Origin of the sequence: Psychrobacter sp. Ps3, from assembly GCF_022129275.1 — a bacterium.
Classification (GTDB): Bacteria; Pseudomonadota; Gammaproteobacteria; order Pseudomonadales; family Moraxellaceae; genus Psychrobacter; species Psychrobacter submarinus.
Genome location: NZ_JADQAL010000010.1, coordinates 1 through 19,888 on the forward strand (window position 1 = coordinate 1; position 19,888 = coordinate 19,888).

18 protein-coding genes are annotated in these 19,888 nt (G+C 45.3%); 8 read left to right on the plus strand and 10 right to left on the minus strand.

What is annotated here, in order from left to right; translation table 11 throughout:
* Positions 1-167: 167 nt before the first annotated feature.
* Entirely contained in the window at positions 168-872 is a 705-nt protein-coding gene (locus I3248_RS04815) for a 16S rRNA pseudouridine(516) synthase (RefSeq protein WP_201559067.1), read from the plus strand.
* A gap of 266 nt (positions 873-1,138) precedes the next feature.
* Entirely contained in the window at positions 1,139-2,200 is a 1,062-nt protein-coding gene (locus I3248_RS04820; protein WP_238062742.1) for a thioredoxin fold domain-containing protein, read from the plus strand.
* Between the two features lie 144 nt (positions 2,201-2,344).
* On the opposite strand, the gene I3248_RS04825 is transcribed toward I3248_RS04820, so the two are convergent.
* Complete coding sequence (locus I3248_RS04825) at positions 2,345-3,001, minus strand: DUF2939 domain-containing protein (protein WP_238062743.1); 657 nt, start codon at positions 2,999-3,001, stop codon at positions 2,345-2,347.
* A 529-nt stretch (positions 3,002-3,530) separates the two neighbouring features.
* On the opposite strand from I3248_RS04825, the gene dnaJ reads away from it, so the two are divergent.
* From dnaJ to I3248_RS04840, 3 genes are all read left to right on the plus strand, one after another.
* Complete coding sequence (gene dnaJ / locus I3248_RS04830; RefSeq protein ID WP_025645377.1) at positions 3,531-4,661, plus strand: molecular chaperone DnaJ; 1,131 nt, start codon at positions 3,531-3,533, stop codon at positions 4,659-4,661.
* 185 nt (positions 4,662-4,846) lie between these two features.
* Positions 4,847-5,677, plus strand: coding sequence for a 4-hydroxy-tetrahydrodipicolinate reductase (gene dapB / locus I3248_RS04835; protein WP_201603847.1), 831 nt, complete (start codon positions 4,847-4,849; stop codon positions 5,675-5,677).
* Positions 5,678-5,732: 55 nt separating this feature from the next.
* On the plus strand, positions 5,733-6,593 hold the full coding sequence (locus tag I3248_RS04840; protein WP_238062744.1) for a hypothetical protein: 861 nt from the start codon (positions 5,733-5,735) through the stop codon (positions 6,591-6,593).
* A 229-nt stretch (positions 6,594-6,822) separates the two neighbouring features.
* Here the strand turns inward: I3248_RS04840 and I3248_RS04845 are convergent, their stop codons facing one another.
* From I3248_RS04845 to erpA, 8 genes are all read right to left on the minus strand, one after another.
* Positions 6,823-7,998, minus strand: a complete 1,176-nt coding sequence (locus I3248_RS04845) for a type III PLP-dependent enzyme (RefSeq protein ID WP_238062793.1) — start codon at positions 7,996-7,998, stop codon at positions 6,823-6,825.
* 115 nt (positions 7,999-8,113) lie between these two features.
* Positions 8,114-8,665 (minus strand): peptide deformylase, encoded by a 552-nt coding sequence (gene def, locus I3248_RS04850; RefSeq protein WP_238062746.1) that lies wholly within the window; start codon positions 8,663-8,665, stop codon positions 8,114-8,116.
* Positions 8,666-8,871: 206 nt separating this feature from the next.
* Positions 8,872-9,126 carry a GlsB/YeaQ/YmgE family stress response membrane protein gene (locus I3248_RS04855; protein WP_025645387.1) on the minus strand — a complete coding sequence of 85 codons (255 nt, stop codon included), beginning with the start codon at positions 9,124-9,126 and terminating at the stop codon, positions 8,872-8,874.
* 218 nt (positions 9,127-9,344) lie between these two features.
* Entirely contained in the window at positions 9,345-10,865 is a 1,521-nt protein-coding gene (gene mpl / locus I3248_RS04860) for a UDP-N-acetylmuramate:L-alanyl-gamma-D-glutamyl-meso-diaminopimelate ligase (protein ID WP_238062747.1), read from the minus strand.
* Between the two features lie 196 nt (positions 10,866-11,061).
* On the minus strand, positions 11,062-11,688 hold the full coding sequence (locus tag I3248_RS04865; protein WP_238062748.1) for a copper resistance protein NlpE N-terminal domain-containing protein: 627 nt from the start codon (positions 11,686-11,688) through the stop codon (positions 11,062-11,064).
* 526 nt (positions 11,689-12,214) lie between these two features.
* Positions 12,215-12,727, minus strand: coding sequence for a disulfide bond formation protein B (locus tag I3248_RS04870; RefSeq protein ID WP_025645394.1), 513 nt, complete (start codon positions 12,725-12,727; stop codon positions 12,215-12,217).
* A 96-nt stretch (positions 12,728-12,823) separates the two neighbouring features.
* The gene (gshA, locus tag I3248_RS04875) at positions 12,824-14,392 is read right to left on the minus strand and encodes a glutamate--cysteine ligase (RefSeq protein WP_238062749.1); all 1,569 of its coding nucleotides are present in this window, start codon (positions 14,390-14,392) and stop codon (positions 12,824-12,826) included.
* A 338-nt stretch (positions 14,393-14,730) separates the two neighbouring features.
* Entirely contained in the window at positions 14,731-15,111 is a 381-nt protein-coding gene (gene erpA / locus I3248_RS04880) for an iron-sulfur cluster insertion protein ErpA (RefSeq protein ID WP_025645398.1), read from the minus strand.
* A 376-nt stretch (positions 15,112-15,487) separates the two neighbouring features.
* Here erpA and I3248_RS04885 point away from each other — a divergent pair, with 376 nt between their 5' ends.
* Positions 15,488-17,548 carry an ATP-binding cassette domain-containing protein gene (locus tag I3248_RS04885; protein WP_238062750.1) on the plus strand — a complete coding sequence of 687 codons (2,061 nt, stop codon included), beginning with the start codon at positions 15,488-15,490 and terminating at the stop codon, positions 17,546-17,548.
* 118 nt (positions 17,549-17,666) lie between these two features.
* Here the strand turns inward: I3248_RS04885 and I3248_RS04890 are convergent, their stop codons facing one another.
* Positions 17,667-18,029 carry a septal ring lytic transglycosylase RlpA family protein gene (locus tag I3248_RS04890; protein ID WP_025645402.1) on the minus strand — a complete coding sequence of 121 codons (363 nt, stop codon included), beginning with the start codon at positions 18,027-18,029 and terminating at the stop codon, positions 17,667-17,669.
* 392 nt (positions 18,030-18,421) lie between these two features.
* Between I3248_RS04890 and I3248_RS04895 the strand changes: the two genes are divergently transcribed.
* Positions 18,422-19,438 carry a DnaJ C-terminal domain-containing protein gene (locus I3248_RS04895; RefSeq protein ID WP_025645404.1) on the plus strand — a complete coding sequence of 339 codons (1,017 nt, stop codon included), beginning with the start codon at positions 18,422-18,424 and terminating at the stop codon, positions 19,436-19,438.
* A gap of 73 nt (positions 19,439-19,511) precedes the next feature.
* Positions 19,512-19,835, plus strand: a complete 324-nt coding sequence (locus tag I3248_RS04900; protein ID WP_025645407.1) for a chaperone modulator CbpM — start codon at positions 19,512-19,514, stop codon at positions 19,833-19,835.
* Positions 19,836-19,888: the final 53 nt, after the last annotated feature.

Sequence of the window (19,888 nt, forward strand, 5' to 3'; positions counted from 1 at the left end):
AAACCTATCTAATAGTCAATATTGGCTAGGTTTGAGTAAGATTTTTGGAACGGTTTTTTAAGGTTTGATAGCTCATATTGCATCGATGGTACACTTAGGGTTAGATGGGATATGTTAAACTGACACTACTATAACAAAACCCTATATGACTAAAGGTAGTAAAAAGTATGCGTCTCGATAAATTTATCAGTAAAGCCACTGAGCTGTCACGCAAAGAGTCCAAAAAAATCCTCCACGCCTCTGAGGTCACCGTCAATGATGAGGTGGTCAAAGACCCTGGCCTACATGTCGATATTATCAATGATGAAGTGCTGTGGGCAGGCGAGCCGCTCTCGGTGGCGACGGGTAATCGTTATATCTTGCTGCATAAGCCTGAAGGCTTTGAGTGTACGTTAAAGGCCAAAGAGTATCCTATCGTCACCGAATTGATTGCCGTACCAGAGCTAGGCAGTTTACGTATCGCAGGTCGCTTGGATGTCGATACCACAGGCGCACTGCTGCTTAGCGATGATGGCGGCTGGCTACACCGCGTCACAAGTCCCAAGCACGAGCACGCCAAAGTCTATGAGCTAACGCTTGCTGATCCTATGAATGAGGAGGAGCAAGCACGCGCAATCAAAAAGGTGGGCGAAGGTATCTTATTAGAAGGCGACTATGAGCCGACCAAACCGGCTACCCTTGAGTTTATCGATGAGAAACATGCGCGTCTAACCTTGGAGCAAGGCAAATATCATCAGGTCAAACGTATGATGGGCTACTTCGGTAATAAAGTCGTCGAGCTGCATCGCGCTAGCATTGGCCATATTACTTTAGACGGGTTAGAGCGTGGCGATAGTCGCTTTTTAACGCCCGAGGAAGTAGAGAAGTTTTAGGGATATTTACAAGTATATTTTTAGATTTACGGTAGGGTGCGCCTCGCGCAGCGCACCTGACGTCTAAGTTGAGCTTTATAACTTGTTTTATCGCTCTCTATTGCGCCTCCCTCAAGCTCAAGTAGCGATTTGCAAAAGTAACTGGCAAACTCTCCGAAAATTTAGCTAATGTGCTAAAGTCCTGATATCTTTTCACTCTACTTTTTTAGATAGTGTTTTAAGACGAAATGCTGATTGCTATTGGTATATAAATGCTACTTGCTAGGATGACTGCTGTGAAACCACCTCTACTTAAACCTATTAGTTTTATTAGTGCGCTGCTATTAACGGCGACGGCTTGCGCCCAGCCTGCAACTTCAACCGATGAGAATATTAAGATGACGCAAAGTGCGGCAGCGGACAAAGTCAGTGCTGACACTGATAGCCATCTGCGCCAAGTATTGACTGAGGTTGGTATCAAAGCGCAAATCTTATCTATCGAACCCTCTAATTTGCCTAATATGTATCAGGTCAATCTAGCAGGACAGCCGCCACTCCATATCACCACTGATGGCAAATATGTCATCCAAGGCGAGCTACAAAAAAATCCAAGCCCACGTAAAGTGAAGCAAACCCCAACGCGAGCCACTAGTGCGCAAGCAGGCGAGTATGTCAGCGCGGCGGTGAAATCCTCAATACTAGAGAATATGAGTGCGCTGAAAAACATGAGCGCTAAAACGCCGTTTTTTTATACCGCAGTGCCGGGCGTGATTTGGGGCGCAACATTAGAAGGCGTGCCGTTTTTACTCTCAGATGATGCGCAATACATTACTGATGGCGAGATATCGGTGATAGAGAATGGTCAATTCACAGGACTTGATGAGACTTTTGAAGCGAATAAAAACAAATCTGTCTTTGCCTCACTAGATGAGTCGCAGCTGATTACTTATCCGGCAACGACTACCGAGCGCGCCGTTATTTATGTCGCAACTGATGTCAATTGCCCGTACTGCCGAATGCTACATAAGCAAATGGCAGATCTCAATGCCAAAGGCGTCACCGTCAAGACTATCGGTTATCCTATATATGAAGCGTCACCTGCGCAGATGCGCGGGATCTGGTGTCAAGCGGATGAGGGCAGTCGCCGTAACGCTCTAGACAAGGCAATGCTACAAGGCCAGATGACGCTAGCGCCTGCCAGTTGTAATATGGATTATATTACCCCTAATCGTGAAAGGGCGGCGGGTCTTGCAGTGATAGCGACGCCAGCGATATATCGCGAGGATGGCGTTTTATATCAAGCGAGCTTTGAGAGCCCTGAATTCTTAGAGTTTTTGGGCGTTCAGTAGTTAGCTCATTCACAGCTATTTTAAAATCTAAAACCCCATAGCAAAAGCGCGCTATAACTTGATAGTTATAGCGCGCTTTTTGTGCGAATTGGTTTTAGAACTTAAATAGCACTTATGCCTTTAAAGTTCATAGAGAATCTTGATTTAAGGCAATACCACATCGATGATTTGCCAGTCAATAAAGCCCTGACGTTGCATCTCAACAGTGATCGGATAGCCTTTGACTTGCCCGCTAATGGTAAAGCAATTGATACCGCAATAGCTCAGACTAGGCTCGCTATCTTCTCCTTGCGCCGCGTGCTCCTCAAGCTCGCTGGCTTGTTTTTGCATGACCTGTTGCATTTGATCTTTGACCACCGCATCGATATCACCGCGATGGATGATGAGATCTTGAATGAGGTTTTTGAGATCGACTTGATTACTAGCGATGGCCCACGCCGCCGCCAGCTCTTTGGTCGCGGTATTGGCTTGACCTTGGGTATTAATTAGGGTTTCGACATTGTCAGGGGTAACCGCGCCTGCCACTGCTTGACTGATAAAACTATCAGCCGCTTGCTCTAAGGGCGCGCCGCCAAGCTCAGCGACTAGTGGATACTTGCTCATGGTCAGCGCAAATTTATCCGTCAGCTGTCTATAGACGCTAGGACGGACTTGCTCGTAATCGATGGCGGCGGCGATAGTCGCGCCATCTTTAGCATCATAAGCGTTCTTTAGTTGATAAGCGCTGTAATAGGGCGAGCCGGCATAGACCACGACTGCCATAACGATGATCAATAAGATAAAGGCCGTTAGTTTTTTCATAATCAATGCTCTCTTACACCGAATTTCAAGTATGAACGCCTGCTTATAGGGCGCTAAATATTAGCACGACTTTAGCGCTTGATGTTATGAAAAACTAGAGAATAATCAAGCTAAGAGGATATATAGTCGATTCACTCTAAAAATGATATAGCGCTGCTGGGATGAATTTTATGCAGCATCGAAGGAACGCAGCACGCAAGTAAAATTTATACCAGTAGCGCACTTAATCTCATAACAATTTTACTTTAAACTGACTATAGGTACGATTATCTGCAGAATAAAACTACGCAGATAATAATTTCACAATTATTAAGCTTGATAAATCGCTGAGCCACCTCCATTAACAGGCCAAACTTTTATATCTTTATACCTTTATTTATTAATTGATTTGGTTAGCGCAGTACGTTGCTGATTTTACCGATACGCTATGATATTGATTTTGTGTTTCACATGAAACACTTGTAATGATTGAGGCGTAGTAGACGTAAGGCTATTAGCAAACATCACTGTGATGACGATAGGAGAGCTCATGAGTAAGCGCGATTTTTATGAAGTGTTAGGGGTCAGCAAAACGGCTGATAGCAAAGAGATAAAAAGAGCCTACCGCAAGCTGGCAATGAAATACCATCCCGATCGCAACTCTGATGACCCTGATGCCGAAGAAAAATTCAAAGAAGCGTCGATGGCTTATGAGGTGCTTAGCGACGAAGATAAGCGCTCAGCCTACGACCGTATGGGTCATGCTGCCTTTGAGAGCGGCATGGGAGGCGGTGGCGGCTTCGGCGGCGGCGGTAACTTCCAAGACATCTTTGGTGATATCTTTGGCAACTTCGGTGATATCTTCGGTCAAGCTCGCGGCGGTGGTAGTCGTACGCGCCGCGGCTCTGATCTTCGTTATGTCATCGAGCTAACGCTTGAGGAAGCGGTGCGCGGTTGCCAAAAAGAGATCAGCTTCACCGCGCCTGCGCCTTGTGACACTTGCGATGGTAAAGGCGCGAAAGACGCCTCTGATATCGTCACGTGCCAGACTTGTCATGGGCAAGGCCAAGTGCGTATGCAGCAAGGCTTCTTTGCTGTGCAGCAAGCGTGTCCGCAGTGCGGCGGTAGCGGTAAGCAAATCAAGAACCCATGCCCAGACTGTCATGGTAATGGCGTCCAAGAAAAATCTCGCACGCTTGAGGTTTCTATCCCAGCCGGCGTCGATGATGGCGACCGCGTGCGTCTAGCAGGTGAAGGCGAAGCGGGCGGCGCAGGTGTACAGAACGGCGATTTATATGTTGAAGTACGCGTGAAACCGCATGAGGTCTTTACTCGTCAAGGCGCAGATCTGTATATGGATGTGCCAGTGAGCATCACCGATGCCGCTTTAGGTAAAGAGGTCGAGATCCCAACTTTAGATGGCAAAGTCAAAATCAAAGTCGCCGAAGGCACGCAAAGCGGTAAGCTGCTGCGAGTACGCGGTAAAGGTGTGACGCCAGTGCGTACGACGATGAAAGGCGATCTGATTTGCCGCGTCATTATCGAAACGCCAGTCAATCTCACTCGCGAACAAAAAGATCTGTTACGCGAGTTTCAAGATACCTTGGACGGTGATAGCAAGCATCAACAATCACCGCACAAAAAATCTTTCTTTAAAAAGATTGGCGAGCTATTCGACTAAGCGTTAACTTTTGAGCTTTTTGACGTTATCAACAGGCCTAATAGTTTCATGTGAAACTATTAGGCTTTTTTATGTCTGCTTGTTAGTCGCAGCAAAAACAATTCATGCTATGATAATTAACATAACGCGTGCTAACAAGGCACTGCTAACCTATAAATATAGACCATGAGCTTTAGGACAAAAGTATGAGTAAGACACAAACAAAAGAGATGATAAATATCGGCGTTATCGGAGCCGGTGGCCGTATGGGACGTATGTTGATTGAGGCGGTACAGGACAATCCGCAAACGTCTCTCAGCGCTGCTATCGAGCGTGAAGGATCAAGTCTGATTGGCGCTGACGCCGGTGAGGTCGCCGCTATCGAGCGCTTAAATATCAAAATCGTCGATGATTTAGTCTCAGTGATCGATGATATCGATGTGCTCATTGACTTTAGCTTGCCGGATGCCACTGAGCAAAATATGCAGACTTGCGCTGAGCATAAAGTCGCGATGGTCATCGGTACAACAGGCTTTAATGAGCAGCAGGAGCAAGTGCTCACCGAGGCCAGCAAACACATTCCTATCGTCTATGCGGGCAACTATTCAACTGGGGTCAACCTATCATTGAAACTACTTGGTATGGCTGCTAAAGCCTTTGGCAATGAGGCTGACGTTGAGGTCATCGAAGCGCATCATAAACACAAGATTGACGCGCCATCAGGCACTGCTTACATGATGGCCCAAGCCGTCGCTGAAGCTCGAGGTCAAAACCTAAAAGAGGTTGCAGTCTATGGCCGTGAAGGACAAACAGGCGCGCGCGAAGCAGGTAGCATAGGCATTCATGCGATACGCGGCGGCGAAATCATTGGCGATCACACTGTCATGTTTATCGCTGATGGCGAAGTGGTCGAGATTACTCACAGAGCACGTGCGCGCATGACCTTTGCAGCAGGGGCGGTACGCGCTACCACTTGGGTCATTCAGCAAAAAGCAGGGCAGTATAATATGCAAGATGTACTTGGGTTAAATGAGTAAGGCTGAATGAGTAGAGTTGGATAAGCGAGTTTTAAATAATTAGGATAGCTATAAGATGAACCGCTCACTGATGACGCTTTTGTTTTTAAGTGTAGGTACTAGCTTTGTTGTACCTGCGCAAGCCGCCTCTGCTCACAAAAGCGCCCAAACCTATGTCATCGATACTTACGGCGGTGATGCTCTACTGCCAGCCGTACGCCAACAGCTAAACAGTAGCCGTGACGGCGGCACAGTAAGTAGTTATCAAGATAAGCTTGTGCTACAAACCAGCGCGGCGAATTACAAGGCGGTGCAACAACTCCTTGCGCAAATAGACACTCAGCCGCAGCCGCTGCTAGTCGCAGTACGAGTAGGCAGTAGTGGTAATATACAAAGTAATATCCGCCAAGGCCAAGTGATTATCAGCAAGCGTGGTATTCAAGGGACAGGTATAGTGAACCAAAGCGATAGTCAGCAGCAGAGCAATAGCTTATATCAAGTGCAAACGCTCTCAGGTAGCGCTGCCAGCATTAGCACCAATACGCTATATTCCTTAACGCAAAACTATCAGGCGACGGCTTATCGAAATAATCGCTATCCGTCTTATCATAGTCCGTCAGCTCAGATTATTATTCAGCAGCAAGTGTTATTGCCGACAACGAGAGGCATTGCCGTAACCCCAAGACTACTGCTCAATGGACAATTGGAAGTGCAGTTGTCGCAAGCAGAAGAGAAGCTACTCACTAGCCATTCTCGATATTACCAAAAAAACGCTATTGAATCACAAAGGCTAAATAGCACAGTTATCGTACCGCGCGGGCAATGGGTCACTATCGGACAAGTTATACAAAGCGCTCAAAATCAAAGCTCAGGCTTTGCTGGCAATCGTCGTAGTATGACTAGCACCAGTGCCCCGATTCAGCTATTGGTTCAGTAGTTGAGTTCTCCAGAACTAAGATGTTGTAGGATGCGCCATGCACACCATTAACTTAAATATGATGATTAAACATTCTAATCAAAAGTTATCTTAGTAAGTTAACGAGTAATTGCCTTGTTTTAACGACTTTCAGGTACGCGGGGCGCACCCTACGCCAAATATAAGTCATAAAAAAAGCGCAATACTTTAAATTTCAGTATTACGCTTTTTTTATGTAACTAACCAAGTATTAATCAAGATAAACCACTTCTAATGGCGGAAAGCCATTGAACTCGACAGACGAATAAGAGTTGGTATAAGCCCCCGTCGCGAGCCAATAAATTTTATCGCCAATCTCCAGCTCTTGGGGTAGCTGATAGTCGGTCTCTTCATACATGATATCAGCAGAGTCACAAGTCGGCCCTGCTAAAACCACTGTACCTGACGTGGTCGATGTTGCCATTTTTGGAGTATAAACGGGATATTTAATCGCTTCACCTAACGTTTCAATTAACCCTTGGAACAGCCCCACATCAGTATAAACCCAGCGCGTCTCCTCCTCATGCGACTTGCGAGAAATCAGCACCACTTCACTGACTAAGACCCCAGAGCTTGCCACCAGCGAGCGGCCGGGCTCTAGGATAATCTCTGGCATATCGTCTATACCGTAGCTATCGACTAAGTATTGTTTTACCGATCCGGCGTAGTCTTGTATGGTATTGATTTGGTTGAGATACCGAGCAGGGAAGCCGCCGCCGAGGTTAATCATTTGTAGCTTAATGCCTTGCTCACTCATAAGCTTATCAAAGATATCTTTGACCATGACCAGGGCATCGTGCCAGACAGTTACTGATTTTTGCTGACTACCCACGTGGAACGAAACCCCGAAAGGCACTAAGCCAAGCTCTTTAGCTTGGATGAGCAGATCAACGGCCATATCAGGATGGCACCCAAACTTACGCGATAAGGGCCATTCAGCAGTGTCTGAGCCTTCTACCAAAATACGTACAAACACCTTTGAGCCAGGAGCCTGCTCAGCGATATTTCTGAGATCTGCTTCTGAGTCGGTTGCATACAGATCGATACCTTTATCAAAGGCGTATTTTATATGCTTTGCTTTTTTGATGGTATTGCCATAAGAGATACGCGAGGGCGCAACGCCGCAGTCGAGCACTCGATCCAGCTCATAGATGGACGCGCAGTCAAAGTTTGAACCTAGCTCTGCTAATAGCTCAATCACTTGCACCGCAGGGCTAGCTTTCATTGCATAATGGACTTTTGCTTCGGGAAACAGGCCAATCATTTCATTGAATTTCAGTTTGATACGATTCAGATCAACGATCAAAAAAGGCGTGTCGCGACCCTCAGCGGCTTTGGTAAATTTGCCCCAAGCAGCAGGGTCAAAATATTGGTCAATTTTGATCATAGTCATAGCAATAAGCCTTTAGTAAAGATAAAAAAGAGAAAAGGGGTTTTTAGAAAGGAGGCATAAAAATGCATGTCAACATGAAGGTTTTGACATGCACTCAAAGGTTCGCTATTTAGACATTTGTAGCTTCAGGCTGTTTTGCGGCTTGTTGGCTTTGCTTTTCGCGTATCTTAAGCACTTTTTTGACTTTATCGCGGGCGCGAGTTTGTTTTAGGCGTGATAGATAATCGACAAAGATAACCCCATTGAGATGATCCATTTCGTGCTGAATACAAACAGCGAGTAAGCCTTCTGCTATCTCGTCAATAGGCTCACCATCAGCGTCTAAAGCTTCGATACGCACTTTACTTGGGCGCTCAACTTTATCATAGACATCAGGAACCGACAGACAGCCTTCTTCGTAGGGCTGCTTTTCTTCGACTAGTGGCGTCACTTTAGGATTGATAAAGACCATCGGAGTATCTCTGTTTTCAGATAAGTCCATCACGATCAGTTGAATATGGCGATCCACTTGCGAGGCGGCAAGACCGATACCATCAGAGGCATACATAGTTTCAATCATGTCACTGATTAATGTTTTTATCTCAGCATCGACCTCTTTTACAGGGGCGGCGATAGTGCGCAAGCGCGGATCAGGGTAGCTTAAAATAGGGAGTACTGCCATAGTGGCTTACCTCAGTCATGCAAATAGAATTGGCGTTATTATAAGGTAAATGGGGGCAAAAGTAACGATTATCAACAACTTGAGGTCGATTTCGTATTAGTAGATTTATGGGAAGTAACTAAAGCCTTCATAAAAAAAGACCTTATAATAATAAGGTCTTTTTGAATCGAGAGTATAGCTAAACACCTGTTATAAAAGTGCTTATATTATACGCGGCGTTTATTGACAATCATCTCATACAAGAAGAGTAAGATAATAGCGCCAATCACTGAGAATATCAGACCGATAAAACCGCCATCAGCATCGATACCGATTAGACCGGCAATAAAGCCACCAAGCATTGCACCTACAATACCGAGTACAATAGTCATAATCCAGCCCATCGCATCGTTACCTGGCTTGATAGCGCGCGCTAATAGACCTGCGACTAAACCAACAATGATCATCCATATAAAACCCATTATTATTCTCCTAATTGATTGAATGAGTACATTGTAATCACTCCTTCGTCAGAAGAGTAAGCACGAAATGTTAGTAGTGTAGGGGCTGTGTGATAAAAAGTCCTGATTTGCTATCATTTGAATTGAATGCGTAAAGGGCTTGTAAAAACGATAAAAAAAGCGCCACTCACAATTTGAGGACGCTACATAGACTATGGCATGAGCTAAGAGTAAGGTTATTAGCGCTGAGTCGTTGCCAATGCTGCTAATAGGCGTTGGTGAATACCTTCAAAACCGCCGTTGGACATGATGATAATAGCATCACCCGCTCTAGCATGAGTAGTGAGATGCTCGATTATAGCGTCGGTACTACCAAGCACTTGCTGATTGCTTAAGTTGCTACTATGCTGCTGCGCTTGCGCTATGACGTCTTTGAGGCCCCATTCAAGGCCTGTAGGCTCGTACCAAAGCGTCTGATCGGCAAGCGCGGCCGAAGACGCTAGGCTGTCTTGATGAATACCCATCTTCATCGTGTTGCTGCGCGGTTCGATAACGGCCCAAACCTTTTGATTAGCCATTTTCTTTTTGGCACCATCCAACGTGGTGGTAATCGCGGTCGGATGATGAGCGAAATCATCAAAGACTAAGATATCCCCCACCTCACCGATCAGCTCCATACGCCGTTTGATACCGGCAAACTCAGATAGTGCGGCGCAGGCACTTGCGATATCGACGCCGATATCATACGCCGCTGCAATAGCGACTAGCGCATTATTGACATTATGCAAGCCGTTCATCGCCCAATCGACTACGGCCGTATCGGTACTAGCCGCTTCATTACCAGCTATATTTTTAGTGCTATTATCGCCATGAAAGCTCACTTCAAACTGGCTACCATCAGCGCTGATAAGTCGGGCTTGCCACTCGCTCTCAGCTGCCGCGGTTTGAGCTTGCGCCGGATTCTTATCAGTATTATCGACAATAGAGGTGCGCCAAACGGGCGTCCAAACGCCTTTAGCTAAGGTATCTTCGAGGCTTGGCGTATTGGCTGGCATAATAATTTGTCCGCTGCTCGGGATCATACGCAGCATATGATGAAACTGCGTCTGAATCGCTCCTAAATCAGCAAAAATGTCAGCGTGATCAAACTCCAAATTATTCAAAATAGCGGTACGCGGGCGATAATGTACGAACTTTGAGCGCTTATCAAAAAACGCTGAATCATATTCGTCGGCTTCAATAACAAAGTAACCTAAATCCGATGTGCTTGTAGAGTCAGCGCCTAAGTAGCTACTATGAGCGAAGACTTGTTGTAGACGCTTATCATCAGTATCGACTAACGGCACGCCGCCAATCAAAAACCCGCTATCAATCCCAGCATATTGTAATATCCAAGCGAGCATCGTCGTCGTTGTGGTCTTACCATGCGTGCCCGCCACTGCTATCACATGGCGCGATTGTAGTACTTGCTCCGATAAGAACTGCGGCCCTGAGGTATAGCGCAGACCTTGATTGAGCATATACTCGACCACATCCATCCCGCGCTTCATCGCATTACCGACAACGACCAACTCAGGCGCAGGCTGTAGATGCTCGATATGATAGCCTTCCATAATCGTCACGCCAGCCTCTTGTAACTGAGTGGACATCGGCGGATAGACATTGGCATCTGAGCCCGTCACTTCATGCCCAAGCTCGCGGGCCAATAAGGCTAGTGAGCCCATAAAAGTGCCACAAATACCAAGAATATGAATATGCATAGACGTTTCGCACCGAATGATAAGAAAAGAAGAGTAAGTCGTGATATTTAGGACATTATTGTAAAGTAAAGCCTACGGTATAACCAATGAAATGCGTAAAAAAACGCCCAAAAAAACGCCTAGTCTATAGGCGTTAACATTATCTAAAGTTTACCAATTATCATGATGAACCAAAAAATATATACAAAGACTTATATTACTGGCGCGATAACGTGTAGTCATCGTCAGCGATGTTATTATCATCTAGTAATACTAAATGGTTATTTTGAATAATATAGCTCTCTATACGCTGATCATCGTAAACGATCGTGATCTTGTCATCATCTTGACGATAAATACCGTTTTCGATCAACGAGTCGGTCGGCTCTTTTGGATTATCATAAATACTGGTTTTTACCACAGAGCCATCAGCAAATAAGTTTAGCAACACCTCTGTGCTGCTACAAAAAGAGCAGGGCATTACTCCCTTATAATCACCGATTAAAGTAGCCTGCATTTGACTGTCGTTTGTTGTAGTATCATCCGAAGATGAGCGATCTACGGAGGATTTTCTATCCGATTTAGCTGTACTAATGAGCGACTCATCCTCTTCGCTACTAGTCCCATCGCTATCTAAGGTAGGGTCTATGGTCTCCTGCTCTGCAGCAATAGCATCGCTCTGCTTACTTGCAATCATCATTCTTTTATCAGTGCTAGGAGTCGAGGAGTGGCTATCACAGCCCGCAAGTAAAGCACAAAAAGACAAAGGTAATAAGAGTTTCAAAGTCGAGCGAGAGCCACAATGAGCAGGCGTTATGGCAAATTTAGAAAAAGAATATATCATGATCTTACCAACAGCAGACAGATGAGGATTAAGTGCAAGCTGACAACTAAGGTTAGCTCTACTTACAAAAGCTAGTATTAATGTCATTTAAGATGACAAGAGTGGCAAAGTAACCATACCTGCTTCTGATGTACTCACAGGACTAGTGTGCAGAACCTTATTGCCGCATTTTACATATCTTTTGAAGATAAACGGTTATTTATTCACCATCAACGGAAAAATATTATCGTAAGATAACAAACTGGAATGACCAAAATGTGTGGTTTTTGTTATAAAAGGAGGAGATTTGTATTTTAGGATTTGCCTCTCAGTGACAGACTTTTGATAAAAAAGCTACTGATACAGAGGACATTAATACGTAAAAGATAGAGTTAAGCGGTGATGCTGTAGCGAGACTTCGGGAGTACTAACTGCAGAAGTAGGTGACACTAAGCGAGGTTGCTATTTAGGAATAAGTTAGTTTAGGCATAAGTTAGTGTCGATTAGCCCGAGTGGGCACTATCAGCATTGATAGCACTGACAGCCTTTAAGTTTTTGAACGCAATATATTCATCAGTATGAGCAAGTGAACGATAATAAGAAAGCTAAAAAATATCAAAGATTGCTCTGGGATACTTAAACCCAAAAATGTCCAGTCAATAGTAGCGCACTCTCCAGAACCTGCGAACACTTGTTTTAGTACTTGCTGCATCGGTAGCGTATCAAGCCAATAATCTAGGCCAGGGCCACAAGCAGGCACTTGATCAGCTGGCAGATGCTGGAGCCAGACATGACGAGCAGCAACGCCCGTCGCCCAGCCAATACCGACTAAGCTACCTAACCACAGACCAAACCTGATAAGTTTCGATTTTGGATTAAAAATAGCCGCTACGAGCGCAAAGCCGCCCATCACCATCAAACCGATACGCTGAAAGATACATAAAGGACAGGGAGAAAGCCCCATAGACTGCTGCAAAAAAAACAAGGCATAGCCCATGCCGATAGCGCTCATAATTACCAAAAACACTTGCATACTGCGATAAGAGGGTAGGCTTTGCATCAAATAAGTACTCTTAAAATAGGGGCTGTAGCTATGATTAGTAGCTAATTATGGCTGATTTCAGTTAAATGACTCATCCGCTAAGGCCATCTAGGCTTAACGGTACTGCTCAATGAAGTCCATAAAGTCTTCGGTGTCATTGGCTTCGATCTCGCTTTGTTGCAACAGCGACTTCTCAGCCAATACTTCATATTTTGCCTGCATATTAGGGCTTAAAGTATGCTGAAGGATAGCATCGCGATGCTGCTGCGCTAAAGTAAAGCCTAACTTCCACATACTGCCTAAGCGCATACTATCGGCATTAACTTGTGCTGAGATGGTCGACTCTGAATTACTCGCTTTACCTTGCATCAAAGCTACTGCTACGCGGTAATCATTACCGCCATGATGGGCGTCAAGTAATGCGGCTAGCGGCTGCATACTTGATAAATGTGCCAGCATCCAGCTTTGTAGCGACTGCTCTTCGCCATTATTTAGAATATGTAGATTATCCGAGCGGCCTTCGTTAACTACGCGCTCTAGATTAATCGCCAGCTCCTCTTCTTCTGCCGGCAACAAATCTGGCGACTCATTGAGTAAGCAGTACAGCGCCATAACCTCTAAGAAGCAAGCGCTTGAGAGGCGAATACCTACATCGCTATAAGGATCTAAGTCGATGGCACGAAATTCCACATAAGCGATACCGCGACGCTCTAGCGCTTCTGTTGGCGTCTCACCACGCGCGGCAATTTGTTTGGGGCGAATAGGACTGTAGTATTCGTTCTCTATTTGCAATATATGATCATTGATCTGGATAGGGTTACCCGCTTCATCATTTAGCCCAAGTGCCTTAAAGCTCTCATGCGGCGTTTGAATCGCGCGGCGTAGGCCTGCGACATACTCAGTGAGATCGTTATAGCGGATATCCAAATGCTCTTGAACGCTATTGGTATAGCCAAGCTTCCCCATACGTAGGCTCGTGGCAGCTGGTCTATAATAGGTTGACTCGTTCATCAGCTCCAAGTCATGCTCGCGGCCTGAGATGAAGCAAGGACAGACGCTAGGGCTAGCGCCTAGCAGATATAGAACTAAGCTTGTTAAGCGCTTAAAGTTACGGATGAGGCCTAAATACTTCTCGTTTTTGAACTCGGTCAGCGTCTGCGCGTTTGCAAGCTGCTTTTGCCACTGTATAAATAAACCATCGCCAAAAGATAGGTTATAATGCAGCCCCGCAATCGTCTGCATACGGCGACCATAACGAATACCAAGTCCACTACGATAAAGCGTTTTGAGCTTACCGGTATTGGAGCTACCATAATCAGCCAGTGGAATATCGGCATCATCTGCTGAGAGCATACAAGGCATAGATAACGGCCACATCAGCTCACCCTCTGGTAAAGCCTGATAGACTAAGACATGCAGCTGACGCAGCATAGCCAAAGTATCTTTTGGCGTCGCTTTTGGGTCAGTGATAAGCTCAAGTAGACTCTCAGAGTAGTCCGTAGTGATAAACGGGTGGGTCAATTTTGAACCAAGCTTTGAAGGGTGCGGCGTTTGTGCCAAAAACCCATCTGATCTAACGCGCAGACCTTCTTTTTCGATACCGCGCAGCATGCCCATCAATAATTGGCTATCAAACCAACTTGGTATTTCAAAATCCACAAAGCTACTTGCAAAATTACTCATAATAGTCATCTATTGTTATTCATTATGGTAGAGCAACCCTTTACTAAGATTGGTTCAAATAGGGTTTGCTCAAATAAAACCGGCGCAAAACTGCAGCCAATTTGGCACTGTCGTTGCTATAAACCGTCGTCGCTATCAATGCTATCAATGCTATCAATAGAGCGCACCGTTTAGTTCAAAGTCAGTTTAGCCCAAAGATAATGCAAAAACCACGCACAATTACAATTTCAGTAACCTTCAGCGGTGAAAAAAATCAGTTGGCTTAGCCAGAAAAGCACCTATAAAAAATAGATGCTTTAATAAAAACGTTTGATAAGCGTACAGTGAAAAAAGCACTGTTAGATAGAAAACGAAGAGCCGCAGCCACAAGACGTGGTTGCATTGGGGTTATCTACGATAAAGCGCGCGCCCTCTAGCCCTTCAGTATAGTCAACGGTAGAGCCTTGTAAGTACTGATAACTGAGCGAATCGATCACCAAAGTGACATCACCATTATCAAAATTGGCATCGTCTTCATTCATATCACTGTCGAATCTAAAGCCGTAAGAAAAACCAGAACAGCCGCCGCCTGTCACATAAACGCGCAGCATAAGCTCCTTATCGCCTTCTTCTTCGCGTAGACGGCGCACTTTTTGGGCCGCGCTATCGGTTAGACTTAGCATAGTAGGATCGACCGGCTGACTAGCGCTTGGATCATATTGAGTAGTAGTTTGGGTCATAATCACCTCATTAGCGAATGCTTAACTGCTTGATGTCAGTAGTGTTTTGGCAGTATACCATAATTGGGGCTAGGCTTAACTTATCAAGAGTGATAAGCGTGTTTGATAAAACAGATAGACGATATTGAAATAAGTCTGACACCCCTCAATAAATGACTTAAAAATGAAACAGTTATTTATAAATAATGGTTTAATCGTTTGCCTATCCGCCAGTCGTTTGAAATAATAGCCACCAATTATGGCTGGCTTTGGCCTGTTTTTCTGTAAATTTTCATCATTGCCCCTTATAACTATTGACCTGCTAGCGACCGACTTAATCAGCTATTGAGCGAATAAGTGCCGTGGTCGCTATAACTCCTGTGAGATAAAACCCCTTATGATCGAATTTAAAGACGTTAGTGTTCGCCGTGATGGTCGAGTGCTTTTCTCGGACGCCAGTTTCCAGTTGCACCCCAATCACAAAATAGGGCTGACGGGTAACAACGGCACCGGTAAATCAACGCTATTTGCCTTACTGTTGACACAAATGGGCGTAGGCGATACTGAAGTGACGCTCGATAAAGGCGAGGTGAGCATTCCTGAGAGCTGGCAGGTCGCACACATGGCGCAGGAAGTGGGGGCAAGTAGTCAAACGGCCATTGATTATGTCCTAAGCGGTGATGAGCAGTGGTATCAGCTCAATGAGGCGTTGAGTGATTTGAGCAATGTTAGCGATGAGCAGATTGGTATCTTGCATCAGCAGTTCGACGAGATAGATGGCTATCGTACGCCCACCAAAGCGGCGCAAATTATGGCGGGTCTTGGTTTTAAAGCCAGCCAACATGAGCAGCCGGTAGAGGGCTTTTCAGGGGGCTGGCGCATGCGTCTAAACCTCGCCAAAACCTTGATGAGCCGTGCCGATCTGATGCTGCTCGATGAGCCGACCAACCACTTAGACTTAGATGCTATTTTATGGCTTGAGACTTGGATCAATCAGTTCACAGGTTTAGTCATCGTCATCTCGCATGATCAGACTTTTTTGGATGCCACTGTCGATCATATTCTGCATGTCGAACAGCAAAAAATCACTCTCTACACCGGTAATTATCAGCAGTTTGTGCGCACCCGTCACGAGCGTATGGCACAGCAGCAGCAAGCTTATGAGAAGCAGCAAGCAACCCGTGCGCACTTAGATGACTTTATCCGGCGTTTCCGTGCTAAAGCCAGCAAGGCTAAGCAAGCCCAAAGCCGTATCAAGCAGCTTGAGCGCATGGCGGAGCTGTCACCGATGATGGCGGATAACCCCTTTTCATTTAAGTTCTATGAGCCGGCGCACATGAGCACGCCGCTGATTGAGATGACCAAAGCTGACATCGGTTATAGTGATATCCCGCTGCTGCATAATGCTAACGTACAAGTCACCCCGGATACGCGCCTCGGCTTACTCGGTATGAATGGCGCGGGTAAGTCGACTTTGATTAAAGCGTTGGTTGGTGAATTAAAGGTACTCTCAGGCACATACCAAGTCTCTGATACTCTCAAGCTTGGCTACTTTAATCAGCATCAAATGGACGCTTTAGACGCCGCCGCCACACCGATGCAGATGCTACGTCGCCTCGCGGGCAAGACCTCTGATGCAACATTGCGCTCGTTTTTGGGCAGTTTTGATTTTCGCGGCGAGCGTATCGATACCCCAAGCGAGCTGTTCTCAGGGGGTGAGCGCGCACGCCTGACCTTGGCATTAATCGTTTGGCAGCGTCCTAACGTGCTCGTGCTCGATGAGCCGACTAACCACTTGGACTTGCAAATGCGTCAAGCTTTGACTTTAGCGCTACAAGGGTTTCAAGGCGCGGTCGTGCTCGTCTCGCATGATCGCGAACTGATTGCTAACGTCTGTGATGAGCTCTATCTCGTCCATGACGGCCGGATCGACGAGTTCGCAGGCGATATTAGTGATTACGGCAAGTGGCTAGCGGAGAAGCGCAAACAAGAGAACGCGCAGGATAAAAATAGCAATAAACAAGCCAAAGATAAACAGGCGCAAATGATGTTGGTTTCACGTGAAACGCACAATGCTGCTAAAAATAAAGAGGTTAAGCATAGTGAGTCAGTACAGGCTACAGCGACAACTAAAGCTGAGAGTCAGACGTCCAAAAACCCTGCTAGTACTTTGAGTAAAGAAGAGCAGCGTAAGTTGGCGGCTGAGCAGCGCAAACTGACCGCGCCTATACGCCGAGAAATCGAAAATACCGAAAAGGCATTGGCGAAGCTAGATGAGCAGCTAGCAAGCTTGGAGACTGAGCTTGCCGATACTGAGCTTTATGAAGCGCACCGCAAAGCCGACTTGATAGCGCTGCTTGACAAGCAAGCTTCGCTACAGCAGCAACATAACGATAAAGAGGAGAGCTTATTAGTAGCGATGACAAGTTTAGAAGAGATGGAAGCTAAGTTTAATTAAAATGCCTGCTCAAAACTTTGAGCGAACACAAAAAAGGAGAGCTAATGCTCTCCTTTTTTTATACGATTGGGGTTTTTATATGATTGGGTCTTAAGACTTAAAACATTCGCGCGACAGGTTACTGTCTACGATATTTACCATCACCGTAAGAGAGTACTTTCATAGTCGTCGTACAAAGTTGACAGTTTATCTTACCAGCAGCGCCTTTAGATAAATCTAAGATACGGCCGGGTGTAAAAGGACCTCTATCCGTGATTTTAACTATCACACTCTGCTTCGTCTTTTGGTTAGTTACCTTAACTTTAGTGCCGAACGGTAAGGTTTTATGTGCGGCGGTCATGGCATTCATATTGAAAATACTACCACTAGCGGTACGCTTACCGTGGAATTTACTACCATAATAGCTAGTATTACCAGCAAAAACGGTGGTACTCAGCGCTAATGACAACATGATAACTAAAGACTTGATTAAATAAGACATTTAACACCTATACGTAATTTATAAAATAGACAGATTCTCTTGCCTATATTATTTTCACTCCCTATGAGTGTAAACATTGCAGTATTTTACAGGATAAAGCTTGCTATATCCTTACAGATGTGTAAAAAATAAGACAAGTCAAATTTCAGTTACCTTATAAGCTATTGATTCATAACCAAAGTTAATATCTTAAAGATTTCTATACAATGTAACGGGTAAACTTAAATCTACCCTGAAAATCTGTGTCGAGGCTGTTGATTACAAAGCCCCAAAAAGGTCGTAGCCATTGAGTAAAATTGATATTGTAGAAAAAAGTCTTATTATAGAAACAGATGATTCTAACTTTATAGCGTTTAATAAAAATTTTCTCAATAAAATGATAAGGAAAAATAATGGCAGAAAAAAACTACTATGACATTTTAGGGGTAAAAAAAGACGCCTCAGACGCCGATATTAAGAAAAAGTATCGCAAACTAGTCCGTCAATATCACCCTGATGTCAGTGACGATCCAGATGCAGATAATAAAATCGCTGAGATTAATAACGCTTACGAGACACTTAGGGATAAAGATAAGCGTAGCGAATATGACGCTATGCTAGACAATCCTTTTGCGGGCCAAGCTGGTGCTGGTGGCTTTGGCGGATTTGGCGGTCAGTCGGCAGGCGCGCAAGGCGGCTTTCGCTGGGAAGATATCAAAGATCAGTTCGGTGACGGTGAAGCCTTTGGCGGTGGCGGTTTTCGTTTCGATGATATTTTCTCAGCTTTTGGGCGCGGTGCTCGCGGCTCTGCGGGCCAGTCGGCTGGTGGACCAAGTGGTTTTGATCAGTTCGGTGGTGGTTTTGGCCAAGATAGCAAAGGTCAAGATCAGCATGCGGAGATCAGTGTCGATCTCGCTTCGGTCTATAGCGGCGACGACTATAGTATTAAGTTAAATGTCCCTGTCCGTCAGCCTAATGGTAGTGTGGGTTATGAGAATAAAACCCTGAAGATTAAAATTCCTAAAGGCATCACTGATGGCAAGCAAATCCGCCTAGCAGGGCAAGGCGCTGCCGGTATCGGAGGTGGCAAAAACGGAGATCTATTCCTTAAAGTCACCATCACTGCTGCCGATAATATTCGCTTGGAAGGCGCTAATGTTTACCAAACGGTGAATATCACTCCGTGGGAGGCGGCGTTGGGCGAAAAAATCAATGTCACGACTCCTGCAGGTAAGCTCGGCGTCACTATTCCGAGTAATAGCAAATCAGGAAGTAATCTGCGTTTGAAGGGCAAGGGTATCCCTGCAAAACAAGCGGGAGACTTATACTTGACCCTAAATATCGTCAATCCAGAAGTCACCACGGACGAAGCTAAGCAAGCTTATGAGCAGCTAAAACAAGCCTTTGCTCATACTAGCATCAGTCGCTAGTGAGTAAAATGGTCATAAGAGAGCTAAAGTTAGACAGATGATGAGAGATATAGCATAAACAAGGATAATAATGATGAAACACTCGCCTGAATTAACTGACATAGTTATGAGTTTTGATGAATTAGTGTCTGCTTGTGGTCAAGAGCCGCAGTGGGTTATCGCCTTAATAGAAGAAAATATCATTGAGTATGATGTGCCTGAGAGTCAGCAGTTTACTGGCTATCAGCTGACCACCGTGCGCCGTGCCTCACGTCTTAGTCGTGATTTTGAAGCGAGCGTACCGGCTATTGGCTTGATACTTGAGCTATTAGATGAGGTAGAGCAGCTGCGTCAGTTTAAACGCCAGTTGGAGATGCAGACGCCTGTGATTGAGGTCGAAGTAGATCACTTAAAGTAAGCTATTGAAAGCTTAAACCTGACTTCCATACAAGTTTTAAAGTATAAAAAGGG

Excerpts from the sequence above, each read along its gene's own strand:
- I3248_RS04865 (WP_238062748.1), bottom strand. The coding sequence starts at position 11,688 with ATGATATATTCTTTTTCTAAATTTGCCATAACGCCTGCTCATTGTGGC.
- I3248_RS04890 (WP_025645402.1), bottom strand. The coding sequence starts at position 18,029 with ATGTCTTATTTAATCAAGTCTTTAGTTATCATGTTGTCATTAGCGCTG.
- I3248_RS04825 (WP_238062743.1), bottom strand. The coding sequence starts at position 3,001 with ATGAAAAAACTAACGGCCTTTATCTTATTGATCATCGTTATGGCAGTC.
- I3248_RS04820 (WP_238062742.1), top strand. The coding sequence starts at position 1,139 with ATGACTGCTGTGAAACCACCTCTACTTAAACCTATTAGTTTTATTAGT.
- dnaJ (WP_025645377.1), top strand. The coding sequence starts at position 3,531 with ATGAGTAAGCGCGATTTTTATGAAGTGTTAGGGGTCAGCAAAACGGCT.
- dapB (WP_201603847.1), top strand. The coding sequence starts at position 4,847 with ATGAGTAAGACACAAACAAAAGAGATGATAAATATCGGCGTTATCGGA.
- mpl (WP_238062747.1), bottom strand. The coding sequence starts at position 10,865 with ATGCATATTCATATTCTTGGTATTTGTGGCACTTTTATGGGCTCACTA.
- I3248_RS04870 (WP_025645394.1), bottom strand. The coding sequence starts at position 12,727 with ATGCAAAGCCTACCCTCTTATCGCAGTATGCAAGTGTTTTTGGTAATT.
- I3248_RS04900 (WP_025645407.1), top strand. The coding sequence starts at position 19,512 with ATGAAACACTCGCCTGAATTAACTGACATAGTTATGAGTTTTGATGAA.
- I3248_RS04840 (WP_238062744.1), top strand. The coding sequence starts at position 5,733 with ATGAACCGCTCACTGATGACGCTTTTGTTTTTAAGTGTAGGTACTAGC.
- I3248_RS04885 (WP_238062750.1), top strand. The coding sequence starts at position 15,488 with ATGATCGAATTTAAAGACGTTAGTGTTCGCCGTGATGGTCGAGTGCTT.
- gshA (WP_238062749.1), bottom strand. The coding sequence starts at position 14,392 with ATGAGTAATTTTGCAAGTAGCTTTGTGGATTTTGAAATACCAAGTTGG.
- I3248_RS04895 (WP_025645404.1), top strand. The coding sequence starts at position 18,422 with ATGGCAGAAAAAAACTACTATGACATTTTAGGGGTAAAAAAAGACGCC.
- def (WP_238062746.1), bottom strand. The coding sequence starts at position 8,665 with ATGGCAGTACTCCCTATTTTAAGCTACCCTGATCCGCGCTTGCGCACT.
- erpA (WP_025645398.1), bottom strand. The coding sequence starts at position 15,111 with ATGACCCAAACTACTACTCAATATGATCCAAGCGCTAGTCAGCCGGTC.
- I3248_RS04845 (WP_238062793.1), bottom strand. The coding sequence starts at position 7,998 with ATGATCAAAATTGACCAATATTTTGACCCTGCTGCTTGGGGCAAATTT.
- I3248_RS04855 (WP_025645387.1), bottom strand. The coding sequence starts at position 9,126 with ATGGGTTTTATATGGATGATCATTGTTGGTTTAGTCGCAGGTCTATTA.
- I3248_RS04815 (WP_201559067.1), top strand. The coding sequence starts at position 168 with ATGCGTCTCGATAAATTTATCAGTAAAGCCACTGAGCTGTCACGCAAA.